Annotated in this window: 24 protein-coding genes; 6 read left to right on the top strand and 18 right to left on the bottom strand. The window is 62.7% G+C overall.

Annotation, left to right across the window (positions count from 1 at the left end; all coding sequences use genetic code 11):
- Positions 1-5: 5 nt before the first annotated feature.
- The 6 genes from D6Z43_RS13245 to D6Z43_RS13220 are packed head-to-tail and all read right to left on the bottom strand — an operon-like array spanning position 6 to position 5,184.
- Positions 6-659 (bottom strand): HAD family phosphatase, encoded by a 654-nt coding sequence (locus tag D6Z43_RS13245; protein ID WP_120652651.1) that lies wholly within the window; start codon positions 657-659, stop codon positions 6-8.
- On the bottom strand, positions 659-1,648 hold the full coding sequence (locus tag D6Z43_RS13240; protein WP_120652650.1) for an ABC transporter ATP-binding protein: 990 nt from the start codon (positions 1,646-1,648) through the stop codon (positions 659-661). Before D6Z43_RS13240 ends, D6Z43_RS13245 begins: the two co-directional genes overlap by 1 nt.
- Positions 1,645-2,442 (bottom strand): ABC transporter permease, encoded by a 798-nt coding sequence (locus tag D6Z43_RS13235; RefSeq protein WP_120652649.1) that lies wholly within the window; start codon positions 2,440-2,442, stop codon positions 1,645-1,647. Before D6Z43_RS13235 ends, D6Z43_RS13240 begins: the two co-directional genes overlap by 4 nt.
- On the bottom strand, positions 2,429-3,271 hold the full coding sequence (locus D6Z43_RS13230) for an ABC transporter permease subunit (RefSeq protein WP_120652648.1): 843 nt from the start codon (positions 3,269-3,271) through the stop codon (positions 2,429-2,431). The genes D6Z43_RS13235 and D6Z43_RS13230 overlap by 14 nt, the downstream gene beginning before the upstream one ends.
- Positions 3,268-4,074 carry an alkaline phosphatase family protein gene (locus tag D6Z43_RS13225; RefSeq protein ID WP_120652647.1) on the bottom strand — a complete coding sequence of 269 codons (807 nt, stop codon included), beginning with the start codon at positions 4,072-4,074 and terminating at the stop codon, positions 3,268-3,270. Before D6Z43_RS13225 ends, D6Z43_RS13230 begins: the two co-directional genes overlap by 4 nt.
- Positions 4,075-4,125: 51 nt before the next feature.
- Positions 4,126-5,184: an ABC transporter substrate-binding protein gene (locus D6Z43_RS13220; RefSeq protein WP_120652646.1), complete on the bottom strand. Its 1,059-nt coding sequence runs from the start codon at positions 5,182-5,184 to the stop codon at positions 4,126-4,128.
- A gap of 301 nt (positions 5,185-5,485) precedes the next feature.
- Here D6Z43_RS13220 and D6Z43_RS13215 point away from each other — a divergent pair, with 301 nt between their 5' ends.
- Positions 5,486-6,202 (top strand): UTRA domain-containing protein, encoded by a 717-nt coding sequence (locus D6Z43_RS13215; RefSeq protein ID WP_120652645.1) that lies wholly within the window; start codon positions 5,486-5,488, stop codon positions 6,200-6,202.
- A 255-nt stretch (positions 6,203-6,457) separates the two neighbouring features.
- Here the strand turns inward: D6Z43_RS13215 and lpcA are convergent, their stop codons facing one another.
- The 7 genes from lpcA to minC all read right to left on the bottom strand — a co-directional run bounded on the left by lpcA (position 6,458) and on the right by minC (position 11,745).
- A complete protein-coding gene (lpcA, locus tag D6Z43_RS13210; RefSeq protein WP_120652644.1) occupies positions 6,458-7,045 on the bottom strand; it encodes a D-sedoheptulose 7-phosphate isomerase in 588 nt (195 codons plus the stop codon).
- A 17-nt stretch (positions 7,046-7,062) separates the two neighbouring features.
- The gene (locus tag D6Z43_RS13205; protein WP_120652643.1) at positions 7,063-8,352 is read right to left on the bottom strand and encodes a M18 family aminopeptidase; all 1,290 of its coding nucleotides are present in this window, start codon (positions 8,350-8,352) and stop codon (positions 7,063-7,065) included.
- A 168-nt stretch (positions 8,353-8,520) separates the two neighbouring features.
- Positions 8,521-9,096 carry a trans-aconitate 2-methyltransferase gene (locus tag D6Z43_RS13200; protein WP_120652642.1) on the bottom strand — a complete coding sequence of 192 codons (576 nt, stop codon included), beginning with the start codon at positions 9,094-9,096 and terminating at the stop codon, positions 8,521-8,523.
- A gap of 37 nt (positions 9,097-9,133) precedes the next feature.
- The gene (locus D6Z43_RS13195) at positions 9,134-9,769 is read right to left on the bottom strand and encodes an RluA family pseudouridine synthase (RefSeq protein WP_120652641.1); all 636 of its coding nucleotides are present in this window, start codon (positions 9,767-9,769) and stop codon (positions 9,134-9,136) included.
- Between the two features lie 63 nt (positions 9,770-9,832).
- On the bottom strand, positions 9,833-10,087 hold the full coding sequence (gene minE / locus D6Z43_RS13190) for a cell division topological specificity factor MinE (protein ID WP_120652640.1): 255 nt from the start codon (positions 10,085-10,087) through the stop codon (positions 9,833-9,835).
- The gene (gene minD, locus D6Z43_RS13185; RefSeq protein ID WP_120652639.1) at positions 10,084-10,899 is read right to left on the bottom strand and encodes a septum site-determining protein MinD; all 816 of its coding nucleotides are present in this window, start codon (positions 10,897-10,899) and stop codon (positions 10,084-10,086) included. Before minD ends, minE begins: the two co-directional genes overlap by 4 nt.
- A 99-nt stretch (positions 10,900-10,998) precedes the next feature.
- Positions 10,999-11,745: a septum site-determining protein MinC gene (gene minC / locus D6Z43_RS13180; protein ID WP_120652638.1), complete on the bottom strand. Its 747-nt coding sequence runs from the start codon at positions 11,743-11,745 to the stop codon at positions 10,999-11,001.
- Between the two features lie 121 nt (positions 11,746-11,866).
- Between minC and D6Z43_RS13175 the strand changes: the two genes are divergently transcribed.
- Both D6Z43_RS13175 and D6Z43_RS13170 read left to right on the top strand, forming a co-directional pair.
- On the top strand, positions 11,867-12,787 hold the full coding sequence (locus D6Z43_RS13175; protein WP_120652637.1) for a lipid A biosynthesis lauroyl acyltransferase: 921 nt from the start codon (positions 11,867-11,869) through the stop codon (positions 12,785-12,787).
- Positions 12,788-12,830: 43 nt separating this feature from the next.
- Positions 12,831-14,033 carry a patatin-like phospholipase family protein gene (locus D6Z43_RS13170; RefSeq protein ID WP_120652636.1) on the top strand — a complete coding sequence of 401 codons (1,203 nt, stop codon included), beginning with the start codon at positions 12,831-12,833 and terminating at the stop codon, positions 14,031-14,033.
- An 11-nt stretch (positions 14,034-14,044) separates the two neighbouring features.
- On the opposite strand, the gene D6Z43_RS13165 is transcribed toward D6Z43_RS13170, so the two are convergent.
- The 3 genes from D6Z43_RS13165 to D6Z43_RS13155 form a co-directional block, all read right to left on the bottom strand.
- Entirely contained in the window at positions 14,045-14,890 is an 846-nt protein-coding gene (locus D6Z43_RS13165; RefSeq protein WP_120652635.1) for a pirin family protein, read from the bottom strand.
- A gap of 154 nt (positions 14,891-15,044) precedes the next feature.
- Complete coding sequence (locus D6Z43_RS13160; RefSeq protein WP_371924420.1) at positions 15,045-15,788, bottom strand: VacJ family lipoprotein; 744 nt, start codon at positions 15,786-15,788, stop codon at positions 15,045-15,047.
- 13 nt (positions 15,789-15,801) lie between these two features.
- The gene (locus D6Z43_RS13155; RefSeq protein WP_120652633.1) at positions 15,802-17,097 is read right to left on the bottom strand and encodes a serine/threonine protein kinase; all 1,296 of its coding nucleotides are present in this window, start codon (positions 17,095-17,097) and stop codon (positions 15,802-15,804) included.
- Positions 17,098-17,365: 268 nt separating this feature from the next.
- On the opposite strand from D6Z43_RS13155, the gene D6Z43_RS13150 reads away from it, so the two are divergent.
- Positions 17,366-17,749, top strand: a complete 384-nt coding sequence (locus tag D6Z43_RS13150) for a hypothetical protein (protein WP_120652632.1) — start codon at positions 17,366-17,368, stop codon at positions 17,747-17,749.
- Positions 17,750-17,883: 134 nt separating this feature from the next.
- Here the strand turns inward: D6Z43_RS13150 and D6Z43_RS13145 are convergent, their stop codons facing one another.
- Positions 17,884-19,434 (bottom strand): beta (1-6) glucans synthase, encoded by a 1,551-nt coding sequence (locus tag D6Z43_RS13145; RefSeq protein ID WP_120652631.1) that lies wholly within the window; start codon positions 19,432-19,434, stop codon positions 17,884-17,886.
- Between the two features lie 147 nt (positions 19,435-19,581).
- Positions 19,582-19,806 carry a DUF2061 domain-containing protein gene (locus D6Z43_RS13140; protein WP_120652630.1) on the bottom strand — a complete coding sequence of 75 codons (225 nt, stop codon included), beginning with the start codon at positions 19,804-19,806 and terminating at the stop codon, positions 19,582-19,584.
- Positions 19,807-20,029: 223 nt separating this feature from the next.
- Here D6Z43_RS13140 and D6Z43_RS13135 point away from each other — a divergent pair, with 223 nt between their 5' ends.
- Both D6Z43_RS13135 and D6Z43_RS13130 read left to right on the top strand, forming a co-directional pair.
- A complete protein-coding gene (locus D6Z43_RS13135) occupies positions 20,030-20,338 on the top strand; it encodes a DUF485 domain-containing protein (protein WP_120652629.1) in 309 nt (102 codons plus the stop codon).
- On the top strand, positions 20,338-21,996 hold the full coding sequence (locus tag D6Z43_RS13130; protein ID WP_120652628.1) for a cation acetate symporter: 1,659 nt from the start codon (positions 20,338-20,340) through the stop codon (positions 21,994-21,996). Before D6Z43_RS13135 ends, D6Z43_RS13130 begins: the two co-directional genes overlap by 1 nt.
- Positions 21,997-22,021: the final 25 nt, after the last annotated feature.

Genomic DNA, 22,021 nt, shown 5'->3' with positions numbered 1-22,021 from the left:
CACGGTCAGCGCCAGTCCAGAATCGGCCAGCCGGCTTGCTCGGCGTGGGTGCGCAAAGCCGCGTCGGGGTTGACCGTATGAGGGTTGGCTACCAGCGAGAGCAGCGGCAGATCGTTGCGCGAATCGGAATAGAAGTAGGCGCCTTCCAGGTTTTCGCCCTGTTCTTCCAGCCAGGCATTGAGCCGGGTCACCTTGCCTTCACGGTAGGTGAGCACGCCGCGGGTGCGGCCGCTGTAGCAGTCGTGTTGTTCCTCCAGGTCGATGGCCAGGACTTCTTCCACGCCCAGGCGTTCGGCGATGGCGCTGACCAGAAAATGCGCCGAGGCGGAAATGATCAGGATGCGATCACCAGCGGCACGGTGCCGGGCCAGGCAGCGCATGGCATCAGAGTGGATCAGGGGCTCGACCACATCCTCGACGAAGGGACCGACCACGAACTCCACTTCCTCAGCGGTGCGGCCCACCAGGGGCGACAGGCTGAAGGCCATGTAGTCCTCCATGGCCAGTTTTCCCTCGGCATACAGCGCCATGAGTTCATGGTCCTTGCGGACGAAGGATTCCCCATCGACCCAACCCAGTTCGGCCATGTGGGCGCTCCACAGGCTGGCGCAGTCGCCGTCTATCAGGGTGTCGTCAAGGTCGAAGATTGCCAGGGCCATCAGGCCACCTCCCGGATTGCGTGATCGTCTATTCGAAGGCCGATGCGTTGGCCTTTGCGGTGCAGATCTTCGGCGGAGCGGTTGAGTACGTCCACCACCAGTTCCACGCCGCGTGCCTCGACGCGATATCGCACTACATTGCCCAGCAGGCTGTGGCTGCGCACTTCGGCCTCGATGCCGCCTTCACGGCTCAAGGCGATGGCCTCCGGACGAATGGCGATGCGGCTGTTGAACGTACGTTGCAGCAGGCGGCTGGCGGCATCGGCGTCGAGCAGGTTGTAGTTGCCGATGAAGCCGGCGGCGAAGGCGTCCACCGGCGCGGTGTAGAGGGTTTCCGCATCGCCGCTCTGGACGATGCGTCCAGCGTTCATCAGGAAGATGCGGTCCGACAGGGTCAGGGCTTCTTCCTGGTCGTGGGTGACGAAGATGGTGGTCAATCCCAGCTCCTGCTGGATGGCGCGGATCTGTTCGCGCAGGTGCTTGCGGATGCGCGCGTCCAGCGCCGACAGCGGCTCGTCCAGCAGCAGCAGTCGCGGGCGGGTAACCAGCGAGCGTGCCAGGGCCACGCGTTGGCACTGGCCGCCGGAGAGCTGGTGGGGGTAGCGCGTGGTGAAGTCCGACAGCTCAACCATGGCCAGCACTTCGTCGACTCGTTGCTTGCTGTCGGCAGCGCTGACTTTTTGCATGCGCAGGCCGAAGGCGACGTTCTGCTGTACGGTCATATTGGGAAACAGCGCGTAGCTCTGGAACACCATGCCGATACCGCGCTTCTGGGGTGACACGGGCACCAGGTCCTGGCCGTCCAGCAGGATCTGCCCGCCATTCACTTCGGTCAGGCCGGCGATGCAGCGCAACAGAGTGGATTTGCCGCAGCCAGAGGGGCCGAGCAGGGTCACGAATTCGCCCTTGCCGATTTCGCAATGGATGTCGCTGAAGATGACGGTCTGGCCGTAGTTCTTGTGCAGGCCACGGATGGAAAGAAAACTCATGCGTTGTCCTTGTTCAGACGGTTGGCTGCCCAGGTGAACAGCAGCACGAAGAAGAAGTAGGAGATCACCAGGGCGCTGTTGAAGTGGCCACTGCTGTTGCGCATGTTGTTCAGGTAGACCTGGAGGGTCTCGTAGCGGGTTCCCACCAGCAGGTTGGCGAAGACGAACTCGCCGAAGAGGAAGGAGAACGACAGGAACAGCGACACCATCAGGCCCTTGCGCAGGTTGGGCAGCACCACCAGGAAGGCGGCCTTCCAGGTGCTGGCGCCGAGCAGTTGGGCTGCGTCCATCAGGTCGCGCAGGTTGATCGCCTGCAAGTTGTTGGTGATGGCGCGGTACATGAAGGGCAGGGCGATGGTGAAGAAACAGCCGATCAGGATCCAGGGCGTGCCGACCATGGCCAGTGGACCGGAACCATAGATCTGCAACAGCCCCACCGAGGACACCACCGGCGGAACCGCGAATGGCAGCAGGATGAGTATGTTCATCAGCCCGTCGAGCCGTGGGAAGTGGTAATGCACCACGAACAGCAGCGGCAGGATCAGCACCACCGACAGCGCCAGGGCTCCGAAGCACACCAGCAGCGACTGACCGAAGGCGGTGAGGAACCGGGCGTCGCTCCACAATGCCAGGTACCACTTGAGCGTCAGCCCGTCCGGCAGGATCGTCGCCGACCAGCTGGTGGAGAGCGAGTAGAGCAAGGTGCCGGCCAACGGTAGCAACAGAATCAGGAACAGTATCCAGACCACCGCACGATGGTAGAGGCCGCCGTTGCGGAGTTCAGCGCGCGACATGGTAGCTCCTCTTCAACAGCCACTGATGGACCACGGTGATCAGGGCCATCAGGCCCACCAGCACCATCGCCAGGGCGCTGGCCAGATTGGGGTTGAGCGCGATATCGCCAGCGACCATGGCCGCGATGCGGATGGTCAGCACGTTGAAGTTGCCAGTGGTCAGGGCATAGACGGTGGCGTAGGCGCCCAGGGCATTGGCCAGCAGGATGACGAAGGTGCCCAGCAGTGCGGGCGTCAGCACTGGCAGGCCGATGTGTCGCCAGAACTGCCAGGGGCTGGCGCCCAGCAGGGCGGCCGACTCGCGCCAGTCCTCGCGCAGGGCGTCGAAGGCTGGATAGAGCAGGAGCACGCCGAGGGGAATCTGGAAGTAGGTGTAGAGCACGATCAGGCCGGCCTTGGAATAGAGGTTGAAGTCCTCGATCACCCCTGACTGCTTGAGCAGGATAGTCAGCGCGCCGTTGAAGCCGAGCAGGATGATGAAGGCGAAGGCCAGTGGCACGCCGGCGAAGTTGCTGGTCATGTTGGAGAAGGCCATGACGAAGTCGCGCAGCTTCGAATCCACCTTGCGCAGCGAATAGCTGCCGATCACCGCGATTACGATGCCGAACAGGCTCGACCAGAACGCGATCTGCAGGCTGTGCTTGATGGCCTGCAGGTAGAACTTGGAGCTGAACACCTTGGCGTAGTTGGCCAGGCCCCAGCCTTCCGGTGTGTTCAGGCTGTGGATAGCAACCCAGGCCAGCGGCGCGATCTGAAACAGGATGAAGAACAGGGCGAAGGGCAGCAGGCAGAGCAGTGCCAGCCATTTGCCCCGGTTGGTTGAATTCACTTCAGCAGCTCCCGGCAGACCGGCTTGTCGTGGGATGCGCCCAGCAGCTCGCAAACGGTGCCGCACAGTTCGGTCTGTTTCGGCTGCGCCGTGGCGTCCAGGCTGAAGGCATCGCCCAGCACGAACAGCGGAACTTCGCGCTCTTCGGGGAGCAGGCCGTTGTGGGAGCGGTCGTTGTTCATGCCGTGGTCGGCGGTTACCAGCACCTGGTAGCCGGCGTCCAGCCAGCGTTGCAGGTACTCGGCCAGCAGGATGTCGGCGACCCGCGCGCTGTTGCGGTACTGCGGCGAGTCCAGGCCGTGCTTGTGGCCGGCGTCGTCGACATTCATCGGGTGCACCAGGAGGAAATCCGGGTTGTGGCGCTGGCGCAGGCTTTCCGCGTCGGCGAACAGGTGCGAATCCGGGTAATGATCCGCGTAATAGAAGTGGCCGTTCTGGATCGGCAGCTGCGGCGCTTCTGTGTGGCGGTCGCGGGCGGCATTGAAGGGCGAATTGTTGTACAGCTCGCTGACCCAGTGGTACGCGGCGGCGGCAGTGCTCAATCCGGCGGCGCTGGCGTAGTGAAAGATGCTGCGCTCCTTCGACAGACGCATGACATCGTTATGGACGATGCCGCTCTCGATCGGTGGAACGCCGGTAAGGATGCATTCGTAGAGCGGGCGGGACAGTGCCGGTAGCTCGCACTGGAGCTTGTAGAGCACCGCCTTGCCGGCGACGCACCAGGCCTGAAGGTGACCCAGCGCATGCCGGGCCACCTCGTAGTTCAGGCCATCCAGCAGGACGAGGATGACTTTGTTCTTCATTCGACTTGCCTCTGGAGACAGGCGGGCGCCGCAGGGGCGCCCGGCCATGACTCACTCCATCTCGATGATCACGTGCTCCTGCCACAGCTGCGGCAGGGCTTTCGAGGTTTCTTCCCAGGCCTTGGCATCCTTGATTGGCTGGACCTTGGCGTACTGCTCGTTGGGCAGGAGCTTGGCCTTGACCTCAGCCGGCAGGGTCAAGTGTTCGGCACGGATCGGACGGGCGTTCCCCTTGGCCAGGTTGATCTGGCCGGCGTCGCTGAGGATGTACTCGCGGGCCAACTTCGCGGCGTTGGGGTTCTTCGCGTACTTGTTGATGATGGTGGTGTAGCCGGAAATCACCGAGCCATCCGAAGGGATCAGCACTTCGAAGCGGCTGGGGTCGATCTGGTCGCGGTAGGACAGGCCATTGAAGTCCCAGACGATGCCCACTTCCACCTCGCCCTTCTCCAGGGTCTGGATGGTCGGGTTGGACAGCGACAGGCGACCCTGTTTGGCGATCTCGGCGAAGAAGTCCAGACCCGGCTGGATGTTCTTCTCGTTACCTCCGTTGGCGATGGCAGCGGCGAGCACGCCATTGACAGCCTGGGCGGCGGCGCTGACGTCACCGATAGCGACCTTGTACTTGCCTTGCTTCAGGTCGGCCCAGGACTTGGGCGCTTCCTTCACCAGTTGCTTGTTGACGATGAAGGCGATGGAGCCGGTATAGGCCAGCATCCAGTGGCCGTCGGCATCCTTGGCCCAGTCGGGGATCTGCGCCCAGGTGCTGGGCTTGTAGGGCTGGGTCACGCCCTGCTGGACGGCGATGGGGCCGAAGGCAGCGCCCACGTCGCCGATATCGGCGGTGGCGTTGTCCTTCTCGGCAGCGAACTTGGCGATTTCCTGGGCCGAACTCATGTCGGTGTCGACGTGCTTGAGTCCGTACTGCTTGTTCAGGTCGATCCAGGTGTCCTTCCAGTTGGCCCAGCTGTCGGGCATGCCCACGCTGTTCACCGCGCCTTCCTTGCGCGCAGCTTGTTCGAGACTCTTCAGATCTGCGTCGCTTGCCATCGCCTGGGTCCCCAGGGCGATGGCCGTTCCCATCAGTGAAGCCAGCAACAGGCGTTTCATGTGAAGCTCCTTAGCAGGTTTGGAGGTTGGTCTAGATCAGCAAGACCCAGGCCAAATCTAAAAGCCTTGGATGACGGTTTGATTTCAGGGTCGCCGCCCGGTCTGGCGGCGGCAGACGCCTGAAAAGCGTAGACCATGGCCCAGTGGCTGATTCACAGGGTTGTCGCGATTGGCGATGGCATGGCGCATGCAGGCGCGCCTGACTGTCATCCCGCAGTCATCTAGGCTGCCTAGGATGGCCGGCAAGCCCGGCCATGACGCACCCAAGTGGTGCTGGTCTATTCCAGATTGGAGTTTTTCGATGCGCGATGAGGCGCCCCGCACCCTGACCGCCATCTGTAGTGCGCTGCAGGAACAGATCGAACACGGCTTGCTACCCCAGGGCAGCAAGCTGCCGGCCGAGCGCAAGTTGAGCGAACTGTTTGATACGACCCGCATCACCTTGCGGGAGGCGTTGGGGCAACTGGAGGCCCAGGGGCTGATCTACCGCGAGGAACGACGTGGCTGGTTCGTCTCGCCGCCCCGCCTGCTCTACAACCCACTGGTGCGCAGCCACTTTCACGCCATGGTGGCCGGGCAGGGCCGGGTTCCGGCGACCGAAGTGCTTGGGGCACGGTTGATTCCGGCCAGTGTGGAGATTTGCGAATTGCTGGAGTTGCCGGCACTGTCCAGCGTCTATCAAATACGCCGCGCGCGTCGTGTCGACGGACGCCTGGTGCTCTATGTGGAGCACTACCTCAATCCAGCCTACTTCCCCGGCATCATCGATTTCGACCTGACCCGCTCACTGACCGAGCTGTATGACGATCAGTACGGCATCCGCTATGGCCGGGTGCGCTTCGACATGGTGCCAACCGCTCTGCACCCGGAGGCTGCGGCGCCGCTGAAAGTGTCAGCCGGCAGTCCGGCGCTGAGGATCACCCGCATCAACCGTGACCAGCATGGCCGGCTGATCGACTGCGACCTGGAGTTCTGGCGGCACGATGCGATTCACGTGAGCGTCGAAGTGCCGGAGTGAGGGCACTGTAGGTTGGCTAGGGGAACGAAGCCCAACATTTCGCGGCTGATGCCGGAAATCGTTGGGCCTCGCTGCGCTCGGAGCCAACCTACGGGGCGGCTGCGCCGCCCTTGGCGAATGAGTTCGCCCCCACAGAAGACGGCGGCACTTGTAGGTTGGTTAGAGGAACGAAACCCAACGATTCGTGGCTGATGCCGGAAATCGTTGGGCCTCGCTGCGCTAAGAACCAACCTTACGGGGTGAGGTGATCACCCCTCAGGCATAGTTCTCGGGGGAAAGCTTGCGCTCGACCAGCTCTATGAGGATATGCACGACCTTGATGTGCAGTTCCTGCACGCGGTCGGCGAAGTCGCCGCCGGGCGCACAGATGCACACATCGGCCAGGGTCTCCAGGGCAGAACCGGGCTTACCCGTGAGGGCGATCACTTTCACACCGAGGGCGCGGGCGGCTTCGGCGGCCTTGATCACGTTGGGGCTCCGGCCACTGGTGCTGAACGCGAGCAATACATCGCCTTCGCGACCGTGGGATTCGATATAGCGGGAGAAGATGTGGTCGTAGCCGAAGTCATTGGCCACGCAACTGATGTGGCTGGCATCGCTGATGGAGATGGCAGCGACGCCAGGTCGATTCTTGCGGTAGCGGCCCGTCAGCTCCTCGGCGAAGTGCATGGCGTCGCACATGGAGCCACCGTTGCCGCAGGAAAACGCCTTGCCCTTTTTCTCGAATGATTCGACCAGGAACTCCGCCGCACGCTCGATGTTCTTCAGCGTCTGCTCGTTGGCGATGAAGTTGTCCAGGGCGCGCCTGGCTTCTTCCAGGGTGTTGCGAATATGGCTGAGCATACGGGTATCCCTCCTGCTCAGGGCAGGTCGTGGCTGGAATAGAAAGCGGCCAGCACCTTCACCAGATGAGCCAGGTCGTGACTGCCGGCCAGTTCGCGGATGGAGTGCATGGCGAAGGTGGGCAGGCCGATGTCCACGGTGCGGACGCCGAGCTGGCTGGCGGTGATCGGACCAATGGTAGAGCCGCAGCCCATGTCGCTGCGGGTCACGAAGCTCTGTACCGGCACTTCGTTCTCCAGGCACAGGTGGCGGAAGAAGCCGGCGGTTTCACTGTTGGTGGCGTAGCGCTGGTTGCTGTTGACCTTGATCACCGGGCCGGCGTTGAGCTTCGGACCGTGGTTACCGTCGTGCTTGTCCGCGTAGTTCGGATGAACGCCATGGGCGTTGTCGGCGGAGACCAGCAGCGAGCGCTGGATGACGCGCGCGAAGGCGTCGCCTTCGGGCAGCACGCGGCGCAGGATCTGTTCCAGCATCGGGCCGTCGGCGCCGCAGGCGGAGCAGGAACCCACTTCCTCGTGGTCGGTGCAGACCAGTACGCAGCTCTCGTCGGCCTCGGCGGCCAGCAGGGCTTGCAGGCCGGCATAGCAGGACAGCAGGTTGTCCAGGCGCGCACCGGCGATGAAGTCCCCGTCCAGGCCGATGACCGCAGCGCTCTGGGTGTCGTAGAAGGACAGTTCGTAGTCCAGTACTGCATCTGCGACCACGCCGTGTTCCAGGGTCAACTGCTCGGCCAGCAGGTCGCGGAACTCGCGGGCCTGGCCGGCAGCGAGCTGGGCGAGGATCGGCGGCAGCTCGGTCTGGGCGTTGATGGCCCAGCCTTGATTGGCCTCACGGTTGAGGTGGATGGCCAGGTTGGGAATCACGGCGATGGGCGCCTGGAAGTCCACCAGTTGACTTTCCACCATGCCGGCGGCGCGATAGGTGACGCGGCCGGCGAGCGACAGGTCGCGGTCGAACCACGGGGCCAGCAGGGCGCCACCATAGACTTCCACGCCCAGTTGCCAGAACCCCTGCTTGTGCAACTCCGGGTTCGGCTTGACCCGCAGGCAGGGGCTGTCGGTGTGGGCGCCGACCAGGCGCAGACCGCCTTCCAGTACCGGGCGTTTGCCCAGCTTGATGGCGACGATGGAGGAGTCATTGCGGGTGACGTAGTAACGGCCGCCGCTTTCGATACGCCAGGCCTCGCGTTCGTCGAGGCGCACATAGCCGGCGGCTTCGAGCCGCTTGGCCAGGCTGCGGGTGGCGTGGAAGGGGGTGGGCGAGGCCTTGAGGAAATCGATCAGGCCCTGGTTCAACTCTTCGCGCATTGGGGGACTCCAGACAGCAGTGGCGCGAGTTTATCCCATCGTCCCCGGGGATTAGGAGGGCGAGCAGCGGTGATTTTTCCTAACAGGCCGATAGTGAGGGAAGTTGCGTCAGTTGTGGGAGCGAATTCATTCGCGATTGGGATCGCTCCCACTGGATGGAATGTCCGATCAAAGGCGCCGGGCGACTACCGAGAACAGGTGCCAGTGCTTGTTGCGGCCTTTGGCAGTGATGCCGTCTTCTTCTTTCTCTTCGAGCATCAGCACATCCCAGCCCGAAAGCAGTTCTTCCAGTTGCCGGCGGCGCAGGATGGTGATGCCGTTGTTGGCCCAGTCGTCCCGCTCGCCGAACAAGTGGCCAGCGAACAGGCCGCCAGTCGGCAGGGCGCCGCAGATCGCTTGCCAGAGGGAAGGAAAGGCCTCGGGCGGGCAGAGGGGCAGAGCGAAACTCGAATTGACCAGGTGCGCCGCCGGCAGCGGCATGGTTTCGAAACGGCAACAGCGGCTCTGCAGTCGCTGGCGCCGTTCGTCGTCCACCTGGGCTTCGAGGCGGGCCAGTGCTTCGGGCTCGGCATCCACGGCCAGCACCTGCCAGCCACGCCTGAGCAGTTCCAGGGTATCGCGTCCGGCACCGCAGCCCAGGTCCAGTGCGTGGCCGGGCGGCCCGTCCCAGAGTTCCAGGGCGGTGCGCAGGGTGACGCGGGCAGGTTGGCCTTCTGTGGCGTTGTAGAACTCGGTGAAGCTCATGGTTTTCCCGAACTGCAGCCTTTTTCTTGAGCCTAGGTCAGAACGGCGCCGGACACTCGAATCTCAGGCGCTCACCCGTCTGCGGATGGGTAAGGCACAGCATGCTGGCATGCAGGCACAGGCGGTCATGGGCGGCCAGGGCCTCGGGGTTGGCATAGAGGCGGTCGCCCAGAAGTGGGTGGCCGATGGAGAGCATGTGCACGCGGAGTTGGTGCGAGCGGCCGGTGATGGGAGTGAGTTCGACGCGGCTGTAATGGCCGCAGCGCTCGACCACCTGCCAGAAGGTCAGGGCATGGCGGCCCTGCTCGAAGTCCACCACGTGGCGGGGCTTGGTTGGTGGGTCGTAGCGCAGGGGGAGTTCGATGCGGCCACTGTCCAGCTCCGGTTCGCCCCAGCATAAGGCTGTGTAGGCCTTCTCGGTCTCGCGGTCGTGGAACTGCCGGGACAGTTCGCGATGGCTGTCGGCGTCGCGGGCCAGCACGATCAGGCCCGACGTTTCCCAGTCCAGCCGGTGGACGATGCGCGCCTCCGGGTAGCCATTCTCCTGCAGGCGGGTGATCAGGCAGTCCTTGTTGTCGTCGGCCCGGCCGGGCACGGACAGCAGCAGGGTCGGCTTGTTGACCACCAGCAGGGCATCGTCCTTGTGGATGAACTCGATCTGGGAAAGCGGCATGGATTGGGGCGTCCGAAAAAGCAAACGGCGGCCGAGGCCGCCGTTATTGCACAACTGCGTCGATCAACGATCGGGCAGGGTGATGTTCAGTTCCAGGATGGAGCAGCTGCCCTGGTTCTCCAGCATGACCTGAACTTGTTCCTGGTCGATGTTGACGTACTTGCGAATCACGTCCACCAGATCTTTCTGCAGGGCAGGCAGATAGTCGGGTTGGCTACGCTGGCCACGTTCGTGGGCAACGATGATCTGGAGTCGTTCCTTAGCGATCGAAGCGCTGTTCTGCTTCTTCCGCTCGCGAAAGAAGTCGAAAATGTTCATTCACGGCCTCCGAACAGGCGTTGTAAGAGTCCCTTCTTCTGCACGTCGAGGAAGCGATGGGGCAGCTCCTTGCCGAGCAGGCGGTCGACGGCATCGCTGTACGCCTGGCCGGCGTCGCTCTGGTCGTCGAGGATGACCGGAATACCCTGGTTGGAGGCCTTGAGTACCGCCTGGGATTCCGGGATGACACCGAGCAGGTTGATGGCGAGGATTTCCTCGACGTCTTCGACGCCGAGCATTTCGCCCTTGGTGACGCGCTCGGGGTTGTAACGGGTCAGGAGCAGGCGTTCCTTGATCGGGTCTTCGCCCTTCTCTGCGCGGCGGGACTTGCTGGCCAGCAGGCCAAGCATGCGATCCGAGTCACGCACGGAGGAGACTTCCGGGTTGGTCACGACGATCGCCTCGTCGGCGTAGTACATGGCCAGGTGGGCGCCTTTCTCGATACCGGCCGGCGAATCGCAGACCACGTATTCGAAGTTCTGCGACAGTTCCTCGATGACCTTGCCGACGCCTTCGAGGGTCAGCGCATCCTTGTCGCGAGTCTGGCTGGCAGCCAGGACGTAGAGGTTTTCCAGGCGTTTGTCCTTGATCAGGGCCTGGGTGAGGGACGCTTCGCCATTGATGACGTTGACGAAGTCGTACACCACGCGGCGTTCGCAACCCATGATCAGGTCCAGGTTACGCAGGCCGACGTCGAAGTCGACGATGACGGTCTTGTGACCGCGCAGTGCGAGACCGGTACCGATTGCGGCGCTGGTGGTGGTTTTACCCACACCACCCTTGCCGGACGTGACAACGAGGATCTTGGCCAAGGTGATTCACCCCAAATGATAAGAAAATCGGGAAGTTATCGGCCCGATCGAGCCATTCCTCTTCCCTTTCAGGTCCCTGAAAATTCGCGGCAGTATCCGTTAAAGGCGGGTGATGTTCAACACGTCACCCGACAGGCTGACTTGTACCTGCTGACCCCAGAGCGGGTCGCGCCGCAGGTCGTCGGCAACCTTGTACTGACCCGCCACCGAGACCAGCTCGGCGGCCAGTTGACGGCAGAAAATGCGAGCTTTGGTATCGCCCTTGATCCCTGCAAGTGCACGACCGCGCATGGGACCGTAAACATGGATGTTGCCATCGGCGAGAAGTTCCGCGCCGGGGCTGACCGCAGCCAACACTACGAGATCGCCGCCCGGAGCATACACCTGCTGGCCACCGCGCACCGGAGTAGTGATGACCTTTGTCGGTTGCACCTCGGGTTTGGGCGGCTCGACAGGTTTCTCGACTTTCTTCTTGGCCTCGGGTTCTACCGGGTCGATGGGGCGCTCGCGGGCGCCGGACGGCGGCAGGACCGGGATGTCCAGGGCATCGGCGGCGGCGATATGCTCTTCGCGGCTGGCGCGGATTGCCAGGGTGCGCAGGCCATGGCGGCGGCAGATTTCCAGCAGCGCGGGCAGGTCCAGCGGCTGCTCGCCGTCTGGCAGCTTGTCCAGCGCCATGACCAGCGGTGTGTTCTGGAAGAAGTTGGGCGCCTGGGCGACTTTCTCGTCCAATTGCCGATCGAGTCGTTCGAGGTCATTGTGTGCCAGCTCCATCACGGTGATGGCGAGCATGCTGCCCTTGAGCTGGAACACGGGGTCTTGGTCGAGAAGGTCAGCTTGGCTCATGGTCTGCCTGCAGTCGTGAATGGCGAGGACTTATAGCGAGATCGTCCGGCGCTAGCAAGCCGGAAGGGGGCGGCGCATTTGGAGTAGAATGCGCGGTTTTCTCGCTCAAGCGGATTCAGAGATGGATAGACCTCAATTTCGCCCACAGTTCCTCCAGCCGCGCTTTTGGCCGCTGTGGCTGGGACTTGGCGTGCTGTGGCTGATCACTTTGTTGCCCTATCGGGTGCAACTGGGGATGGGGCGCGCACTTGGGGCGTTGATGCTGCGTGTGGCCGGTTCGCGAAGAAAGATCGCCCGGCGCAACCTTGAGTTGTGCTTCCCGGAGCTGTCCAGCTCTGAGCGGGAGCGTCTGCTGCGGGAGAACTTTGCTTCCACCGGTATTGCTTTCTTCGAGATGGCCATGAGCTGGTGGTGGCCCAAGCCCCGTCTGGCGCAGCTTTCTCATATAGAAGGGCTGGAGCACCTGCAGAAGGCACAGGCCGAAGGGCAGGGGGTGATCCTCATGGCCCTGCACTTCACTACCCTGGAAATCGGTGCCGCGTTGCTTGGACAAGTGCACACCATCGACGGCATGTACCGTGAGCACAAGAACGCGCTGTTCGATTTCATCCAGCGTCGCGGCCGTGAGCGCCACAACCTGGATGCCACCGCCATCGAACGCGAGGATGTGCGTGCCATGCTCAAGGTTCTGCGCGCTGGTCGCGCAATCTGGTACGCGCCGGACCAGGACTATGGCCGCAAGCAGAGCCTGTTCGTGCCTCTGTTCGGCATTGAGGCCGCTACCGTTACTGCCACCACCAAGTTCGCCCGTCTGGGCCGGGCCATCGTGCTGCCCTTCACTCAGCGCCGCCTGGACGATGGCACCGGCTACAGGCTGGTGATTCATCCGCCGCTGTCCGACTTCCCTGGTGAAACCGAAGAGGCCGACTGCCTGCGCGTCAATCAGTGGGTCGAAGATGCCGTACGCGAATGCCCTGAGCAGTACCTCTGGGCCCATCGCCGCTTCAAGACCCGGCCGGAAGGCGCGCCGAAGCTTTACTGAAAGCTGAACCTATACTCGGAAAATCCCGCCCGGAGAGCAGTCCATGGATGCCAGCGCCGCCACCACGAAGCCTGTAACAGGGCTGATTCTTTCCGGTGGTGGTTCGCGGGCGGCCTATCAGGTTGGGGTGCTGGGCGCCATCGCCGACCTGTTGCCGGATGCCGCGCGCAACCCTTTCCCCGTGATCGTCGGCACCTCGGCCGGCGCGGTGAATGCCGTCGGCCTGGCCTGTGGCGCACTGCACTTCAGCCAGGCCATTCGTCGCCTGAACGCAGTCTGGCAGGGCTTCCGTTGCGGGCAGATCTATCGCAGTGACTGGCCCGGCGTTCTGCACCAGAGCTCGCGCTTCTTCGGCCATAACCTGCTTGGTCTTGGCCGCGACATCCCCGCGGCCCTGCTGGACAACGCTCCATTGCGCGAATTGCTGGAACGCGAGTTGGATTTCTCCGGCATTTCCGCCGCCGTGCGCACCCGTCAACTCCGTGCCGTGGCGGTGACCGCCTTCGGTTATGAGTCCGGGCAGGCGGTGACCTTCTACCAGGGCCGCGCCACCATCGACCCCTGGTTCCGCCATCGCCGTGTCGGCGTGCCGACACGGCTAGGCGTCGAGCACCTTATGGCCAGTGCGGCAATTCCGGTGCTTTTCCCCGCGGTTCGCCTGGGGCGTGAATACTTCGGCGACGGCGCAGTACGCCAGACGGCGCCAATCAGCCCGGCCTTGCATCTGGGGGCCAACCGGGTCCTGGTGGTCGGGGTTAGTGGCAACCCGTTGGGCATGAACCCCAATCAGGAAATCCCGCAGCCCCAGAGTGGCCGTCCGCCATCCCTGGCGCAGATCAGCGGACACCTGCTGAACAGCACCTTCATCGACAACCTCGAAAGCGATATCGAACTGCTGGAGAGGATCAACCGCATGAGCCGGGCCATTCCGGCGGAGTTGCGGCCGCGAAACCTCAGTTCGGAACAGGTGGACGTGCTGGTGATTTCCCCGAGCCGGCCACTGGATGAAATCGCTGCCCGCCATCGACGCGAAATGCCGCGCGCCATCCGCACCTTCCTGCGCGGACCGGGAGCGACCAGGGCGAGCGGGGCAGGGGTGCTCAGTTATCTGCTGTTCGAGCCCGGCTATTGCAATGAGTTGATCGAACTGGGATACCAGGACGCCATGGCCAAACGCGCCGAACTGCAGAGCTTCCTCGGATTGGAGACGGCGCCGGTACACCCGCAGGTGCTCCCGGCGCTCTGATCCGACGCAGGTTACTCGCCGAAGCGTCCGTCGCGGTAGTCCCGCAGTGCCTGCTCGATTTCTTCACGGGTGTTCATTACGAAGGGGCCGTACTGGACAATGGGTTCGCCCAGCGGACGGCCCGCCAGCAGCAGGATCCTGGCACCAATGTCGCTGGCCAGTTCCAGTGCGCCTTTTTCGGCGAGGCGTACCAGTCGACCCTTGCCGATGGCCTGTCCATTGACCGTTACGTCGCCCTCATAGACGTAGAGCATCACCCGCAGGCCATCGGCGAGGTGTGGCGCCACCCGGCTACCGGCGGGCAGGTCCAGGTCGAAGATGTGCGGTTCACTGTGCGGGCGCTGTACGGCTCCGTCCTGGCTGGTCTGGCCATCGTCGAAGCGTCCGGCAATTACCAGCGCCTCGACGCCTTGTTCAGTGCGTATCCGTGGAATCTCAGCCGGATCGAAGTCGCGGTAGCCAGGATCGCCCATCTTGTCCTTGCCCGGCAGGTTCAGCCAGATCTGGAAACCGCGCATTACGCCTTCCTCCTGCTCCGGCATTTCGCTGTGGATGATCCCGCGCGCCGCGGTCATCCATTGCACGCCGCCGTTCTGCAGCAGACCGCTGTTACCCAGGTGATCTTCATGGCGCATGCGTCCTTCGATCATATAGGTGATGGTCTCGAAGCCCCGGTGCGGGTGCGGCGGGAAGCCGGCGACATAGTCGTCCGGGTTGGCCGAGCCGAACTCGTCGAGCATCAGGAAGGGGTCGAAGCGCGGGACGCCCTGCTCGGCGAAAACACGGGTGAGGTTGACTCCGGCACCGTCGGATGCGGGTTGGCCGGGGCGTTGTTCGAGAATCTGGCGATAGCTCATCTGAACCTCCTCAAGGTTGGAATGAGCGCGATGCTACGCCTGATAATTGAATCAATGGTGCGGCTTTTTTCTTTGTTCCTATCTTTTTTGTCGATGTTTCTGATTTCCTGTGGGGGCGAATTCATTCGCCCCCACAGGTGCCGAGGCCGGCGACCTACTCAGCAATCTGCAACTTGCGCGACTGGGTGTAGACGTAGCGCAGCTTCTCGTACTCGAAGGGGGTATTGAGCTGGCCATAGCGGAAGTTGGTGGTGTAGCGCTTGTCCACCATCCGCAGCGCCGTGATTTCTGGATGGTCGCTGCTGACTTCCGGCACATTGAGGAAGTTGATCTGGTAGTCGGCCACGTAATCCACCACCAGCCCACCGGTGTCCCGCAGGTTGGATGGACCGAGGATCGGCAACATCAGGTAGGGGCCATCACCCACGCCGTAGTAGCCAAGGGTCTGGCCGAAGTCCTCGTTCTGCTTGGGCAGCCCCATGCGCGTGGCTGGGTCCCAGAGACCGACTACGCCGATGGTGGTGTTCAGCAGCAGGCGCCCGGTGATTTCCATGGAACGTTGGCCCTTGAGCTGCAACACGCTGTTCAGCAAGTTGGGAATATCGCCCAGGTTGCTGAAGAAATTGCTCACACCGCTGCGCACGAACCCTGGCGTGACATACCGGTAGCCGTGCACAACGGGCAGGAACACCCATTCGTCGAACCGGTAGTTGAAGTGGTAGATCCGCCGATTCCAGGGCTCGTAGGGGTCGTAGACGTTCAATGCGTCCAGGGTCGAGCGCTCGAACTCGCGCTGGTCGAGGCCGGGGTTGAACTTCAGGTCTTTGAGTGGCTGGGTGAAACCGTCCTGATCGGGTTCCTGGGCCCAGGCCAGGCCGCTGGTCAACAGCAGGGCGATGAAGAGTGCTTTCTTAGCCACGGAAGAACTCCAGCATGGCGTCGCCGTTGACGCGGTAGTTGAGGTTGCCGCAGTGGCCGCCGTGGGGATAGACGGTCAGGCGGTCGCCCATGGTGCGACGCAGGAAACCCAGGTCGCCCGGGCCGAGGATCAAGTCATCGGCGTTGTGCATGACGGCGATCTTGCTGTTGCCTTTCAGGTAGTCCTCCAGGGCATAGAGGCTGACCTGGTTGATCAGTTGGGTCAGGCTGCCGCCGTCATAGCGGGCGCGCCAGTAAGGGATCAGCTGCTCTGTGATGTAGCAATCGAAGTCGCACTGCAGGGCGCGCTTGTAGAAAGGCGTCAGGCTGGTGCCCTCGCTGATCGGGTATTTCACCGGCGTGATCAGGCCGCGATGGTTGATCAGGTCCGAGGTGAAGGCGATATCCGAAGATGAGAAGCGGAACGAGGTGCCGATCAGCATTGCCATTTGTTCATTGGACAGCCGCTGCTTGGATTCCTGGAAGTCGAACATCAGCGCGTCGTTGAGATCGATGTAGCCCTTCTGCTGGAAGTAGCGGGTCAGTTTGCCGAGCACCACCTGATAGAAGGTCGTGTTGTCGTCGACGCCTTTCACGCGGGTTTGCACCAGACGGTCGAGGTTGGTCACCGAGGTGTAGAGATTCACCGGTGGATTCAGCAGCAGAACGCGCTTGAAGTTGAAGCTGCGACGGGTCTCATCCAGGTGGCTGACGAAAGCTGCCTGCAGGGCGCCAAGGCTGTACCCGGTGAGGTAGAAGTCTGTGACCTCCAAGCCCGGATGCTGCGCGCGCACGGCCTGCATCACCCGGTAGAGATCGTCGGCATCCTCGGCTGTAAGTCCGGGCGTGGCGTGGCGCGAGGCAGCGGCCATGAAGTCGTAGCTGGTGGGCGAGGACAACTGCACAACGTGGTAGCCGGCGCCATAGAACAGCTTCTTGAGGCTCTCGGCGTGGGTGCTGGTGTAATTACCGCCGGTGCCGGCGATGACGAAGACCAGCGGGGCGGAGCCTTTCTGCTGGGCGAGGCGGTAGCGCAGTTTCTTCACCGACCAGAAATTGTCGGGTAATTCGGTCTCACGCTCTGGGCGCAGCTTCAGATCGTAGTCAGCCTGGTCGATGTCTTCGTCCGCTGGCACTTTGCTGCGCAAGTCCGGCGGCGTCGTAGCGATGGTCGCTTCGAATGGGTTGCTGATCGGAAAGCCGTAGCTTGCCGCATCCAGGTCCGTGGCCAGCACGTGGGCACAGAAGGTCAGGCTGCCCAGCAGGGCGGCGAGGCGAAGACGGAGCATAGGAAGGGTCCCTGTACAGTTTCTGCGGAGGCCCGATCCCGCAGTCATGTGCAGGCTCCAGCCTCTCCCCTGGTCCCGCCCCGTTCAGGGCTGCCGGGCCATGTTCCTTATAAGAGAACGTGATGAGTGAATACCGAGCCTATGACAACTGCAAGTTCCGAGAGTGCGGGCCGTATGTCAGTCCAGGTTGTTACTGATGGTTGGAAGGTCCTTGCATAGCGTGGGCGTGGGGGTATCCTTGGCGCCGCTTACCCATTCGGAGATCACCATGTCCAGCCGTTCGTCCCTCATCCTGCTGCTGATCCTGCTGCCGCTCTGGCTGGCCGCCAGCTACGGCGTTCGTTTCGTCCTGATGGAGGACGGCCAATGGGTCGGGTTGTGCGTTGATGAGGCTCAGCGCTGGGAATGCCAGGTTCGCGCAGGCCTGGGTCTGTTGATTCATTTCCGCGTGATCGCCTGGATCGGTCTGGGCGCCGCTCTCGTCGCCTTCTTCGTCCGGGGTCGCGCCGGTTGGCTCCTGGCCCTGTTGGCCCTGCTGTTCGCGCTGCCGGCATTGGTGCTCTATACCGCCAGCCTCGCCGTGTTCGCCTGCGTCATCGCCGGCCTGCGTCTGGTGCGGCGCCAGCCTGAGCTGGTGGCGGCAAACGCCTGAGTTTTCCAGCACGCAGTAAAAAAGGACGCCTTGGGCGTCCTTTTTTGTTTCCGGTGAAGGATGAATGTCGTGCCTCTGGGAGCGATTTCAATTGCGAATGAATTCGCTCCCATAGGGGCGGACCACGTCCCGGATCAACCGCGAACCCGCAGGCTGCGCCACAGGGCGCCCAGCAGCAGAGCACTCACGACGGCCCAGCCGATGGCCTGGACGTTGCCCAGGGTTTCTTCATAGAGCTGGGGCACGATGCCGGCGCCGACCAACACCGCCATCAGGGCGATTTCGCGGCGCGGGGCGGCTACCGGGCGGAACAGGTAGACCAGGGCCGGTAGCAGCAGGGCGGCGCTGGGGAAGCTGCGGTAGCGGGCGTCGAATACCAGCGCCAGCATCAGCACCGCGCCGGCGAAGCCGGAGGCTAACAACCACCAGCCGCCACGGGCTTCCAGCCAGTCGAACAGGCGGCTGCGTACCCCGCCACGAGCCGACAGCGCCATGGCACCGTGTGCCAGGACCATCAGGTTGAGACCGACCAGGAAGGCTGCCCAGGCCCATTCGCCGACGAAGCGGCTGGTGACCCGTGCCATTTCGCCCCAGAGGCCGATGCACGCCGCACCGGTTGCCGCCAGCAGCGGCAGCACCAGTGCTGCGCGCGCGGAGGCGGGTCGGCCGGCAAGCGCCAGGGTCGCGAGGAAAATCAGGCCGGAAACACCCAGCCACATGGGCCAGTAAGGCAGATTGGTGACCGGGCCGGCGAGCACGCCTTTCTCCTGGCGGTCGGCGTCGAACAGACCCCAATAACCGCCCACCGCACCTTCGCTGGCGCGCTTCCAGGGTTGGTCGAAGGCCTCGATCAGGTTGTAGCCCCAGCCATTCTGCTCGGCCATGGCGACGAATCCACGGATGAACTTGGCTTCGTTGACCCGGCTCGGCACGGCGGTTTCGCGCTGTCGGCCTTCGCTGGGCCAGCCGGTTTCGCCGATGAAGACGTCCTTGGGAGCGAACTTGTTGCCGAATACCTGGCGGATTTCGCCGACATGGCGCAGGGCCTGGTCGATGCCAGCGGGATCGTCTTCCCAGTATGGCAGCAGGTGGATGGTGAGGAAGTCCACCGCCGGCGCTACCTCCGGATGGCGCAGCCAGAATTCCCAAACGTCTGCGTAGGTCACCGGTTGCTTCACCTGGGCCTTGACCTGTCCGATCAGCGTGGCCAGTTGCGCGCCGGTGACTTCCTTGCGCAACAGCGTCTCGTTGCCCACGATCACCGACTGCACCACGTCCGGGTTGGCATTGGCCGCCTTGACCAGTGCGTCGATCTCTTTCTGCGTATCCACCGGGTTGCCGTTCACCCAGGCGCCCAGCATCAGCTTGAGGCCGTGCTTGCGCGCCAGCTCAGGGATGGCTTCCAGACCGGTCATGGAATAAGTGCGCACGCAGTGGAAACGGGTCGCCAGCAAGGCCAGATCGGCATCCATGCGCTCGGGGCGTAGCACGAAGGGCTGGTCGAACGGTGATTGGTCCTTGTCGAACGGGCTGTAGGAGGCGCACTGCAGCTTGTGGCTGGGGGTGGCGGCATCCGGCAGGATCACCGGCTTGCCAAGGCCGTACCAGAGGCCGGCAAGGGCGAGCGTGGCAATCACGAAGGAAAGCAGGTAGGGGAGCGCAGGGAAGCGGTCGTTCTGACTCATGGCTAAGGGTGCTTGCGTGGGGGGCAAAGCCGCGCATCTTAGCGGATTAGCCCCCCACACTCCTACGGCGGCAGCCGGAAAATCCGCACAGGGGATTTCATGAGGGTTAGAAAGAGTCCGCGATCTCGCGAGTTAGAGATCGCGGCGTCATGCGTGGTGGTGCAACCAGGCGTGCTTCGGTATTTCCTGGGTCGGCTTGTCGGCCTTTTCGAAGCGCTTCCAGAATTTCTCATGGAAGTAGAAACCTACCGAGTTGCACAGCGGCTCCACCGCCGCGACCAGGCCGCCGACCGTCATGCTGCCGGTCAGGGCGTACGCCACGCTGAAGGCGATGCAGAAGTGCATGATAGTGAAAGTCACGGTCTTGAGCATGGCGCACCTCGATAATGAGAATGATTATTCGGTGAGCTCAGGCTAGGTCCATTGCGTTATACATGGAAATGTTCATCCAGCATGGCGTTGATAGTTTTGCTGTATGGATGGAGTACGACCTTGGTCGAGAATCGCCCCGAGTAAGACTAAGGTCGTCTGTTGCGCATGTACGGCCGTTCTATTGTTGGCTCACCAGCAACCCGCGCTGTGGAGGACAACAATAATGAACGACAGCACCTACAAGCGGATTCAAGAGAATCCGCGCTTTCAGGAACTGGTGTCCAAGCGAGAACGCTTCGCCTGGATACTCTCTGCCATCATGCTCGGCCTCTATCTGGCCTTCATTCTTCTGATCGCCTTCGAGCCGCAGTTGCTCGGCACTCGCATCAGCACTGACTCTCCTGTCACCTGGGGTATCCCGATCGGTGTCGGTCTCATCCTGTCCGCCTTCGTGCTGACCGGTATTTACGTCCGCCGTGCCAACGGCGAGTTCGACCGTCTGAACGCGGAAATCCTCAAGGAGGTCCAGTAATGATCGCGCGCATCCTTGCCGTCCTCGGCCTGATGGTTGTGGCGCCGGCCCTCTGGGCTGCCGGTGCCATCGAGGGTGATGTCCAGCGGCAGCCGCTGAACACCTCGGCCATCGTCATGTTCGTCGCCTTCGTCGGCGCCACCCTCTACATCACCTATTGGGCCTCCAAGCGCAGCAAGTCGGCCTCCGACTTCTACACCGCCGGTGGCAGCATCACCGGTTTCCAGAACGGCCTGGCAATCGCCGGTGACTACATGTCGGCGGCGTCCTTCCTGGGTATTTCCGCCCTGGTGTTCACCTCCGGCTACGACGGCCTGATCTACTCCATCGGCTTCCTGGTGGGCTGGCCGGTGATTCTCTTCCTGATCGCAGAGCGGCTGCGCAACCTCGGCAAGTACACCTTCGCCGACGTGGCTTCCTACCGCCTGAAACAGAAGGAAATCCGCACCCTGTCCGCCAGCGGTTCGCTGGTGGTGGTGGCCTTCTACCTGATCGCCCAGATGGTGGGTGCCGGCAAGCTGATCGAACTGCTGTTCGGCCTCAACTACCACGTGGCCGTGGTCCTGGTCGGTATCCTGATGGTGCTCTACGTCCTGTTCGGAGGCATGCTGGCTACCACTTGGGTACAGATCATCAAGGCCGTGCTGCTGCTCTCGGGCGCCTCCTTCATGGCGATCATGGTGCTCAAGCACGTCAACTTCGACATCGCCACCCTGTTCAGCGAGGCCATCAAGGTCCACCCGAAAGGCGAGGCCATCATGAGCCCCGGTGGCCTGGTGAAAGATCCGATCTCTGCGATCTCCCTGGGTCTGGCACTGATGTTCGGTACCGCCGGCCTGCCGCACATCCTGATGCGCTTCTTCACTGTCAGCGACGCCAAGGAAGCCCGTAAATCGGTGTTCTATGCCACCGGCTTCATCGGCTACTTCTACATCCTGACCTTCATCATCGGCTTCGGCGCCATCCTGCTGGTCAGCACCAACCCGGCCTTCAAGGACGCCACCGGCGCACTGCTGGGCGGCAACAACATGGCGGCGGTACACCTGGCCAACGCCGTAGGCGGCAGCCTGTTCCTGGGCTTCATCTCCGCCGTGGCCTTCGCCACCATCCTCGCGGTGGTTGCCGGCCTGACCCTGGCTGGCGCTTCGGCTGTGTCTCACGACCTCTACGCTTCCGTGTTCAAGAAGGGCAAGGCGAGCGAGAAGGACGAGCTGCGCGTATCGAAGATCACCACCGTGGTGTTGGGCTTCGTGGCCATCGGCCTCGGCATCCTGTTCGAGAAGCAGAACATCGCCTTCATGGTGGGTCTGGCCTTCTCGATCGCCGCCAGCTGCAACTTCCCGGTGCTGATCCTCTCCATGTACTGGAAGAAACTGACCACCCGTGGCGCCATGATCGGCGGCTGGCTGGGCCTGATCACCGCCGTTGCGCTGATGGTTCTCGGCCCAACCATCTGGGTTCAGATCCTCGGCCATGCGACCGCGATCTACCCCTACGAGTACCCGGCGCTGTTCTCCATCATCGTTGCCTTCGTCGGTATCTGGTTCTTCTCCATTACCGACAAGTCGGCAGCCGCAGACGAGGAACGTGCGCGCTTCTACCCGCAGTTCGTACGTTCCCAGACCGGTCTGGGTGCCAGCGGTGCGGTAGCCCACTGATCCACGACTCTTGCGCCACAAAAAG

The organism is Pseudomonas sp. DY-1 (genome assembly GCF_003626975.1).
In the GTDB taxonomy this organism is placed as follows: Bacteria; Pseudomonadota; Gammaproteobacteria; order Pseudomonadales; family Pseudomonadaceae; genus Metapseudomonas.
The sequence above is the reverse complement of the archived record's forward strand: the minus strand, read 5'-3'. Positions and strand labels throughout refer to the sequence as shown.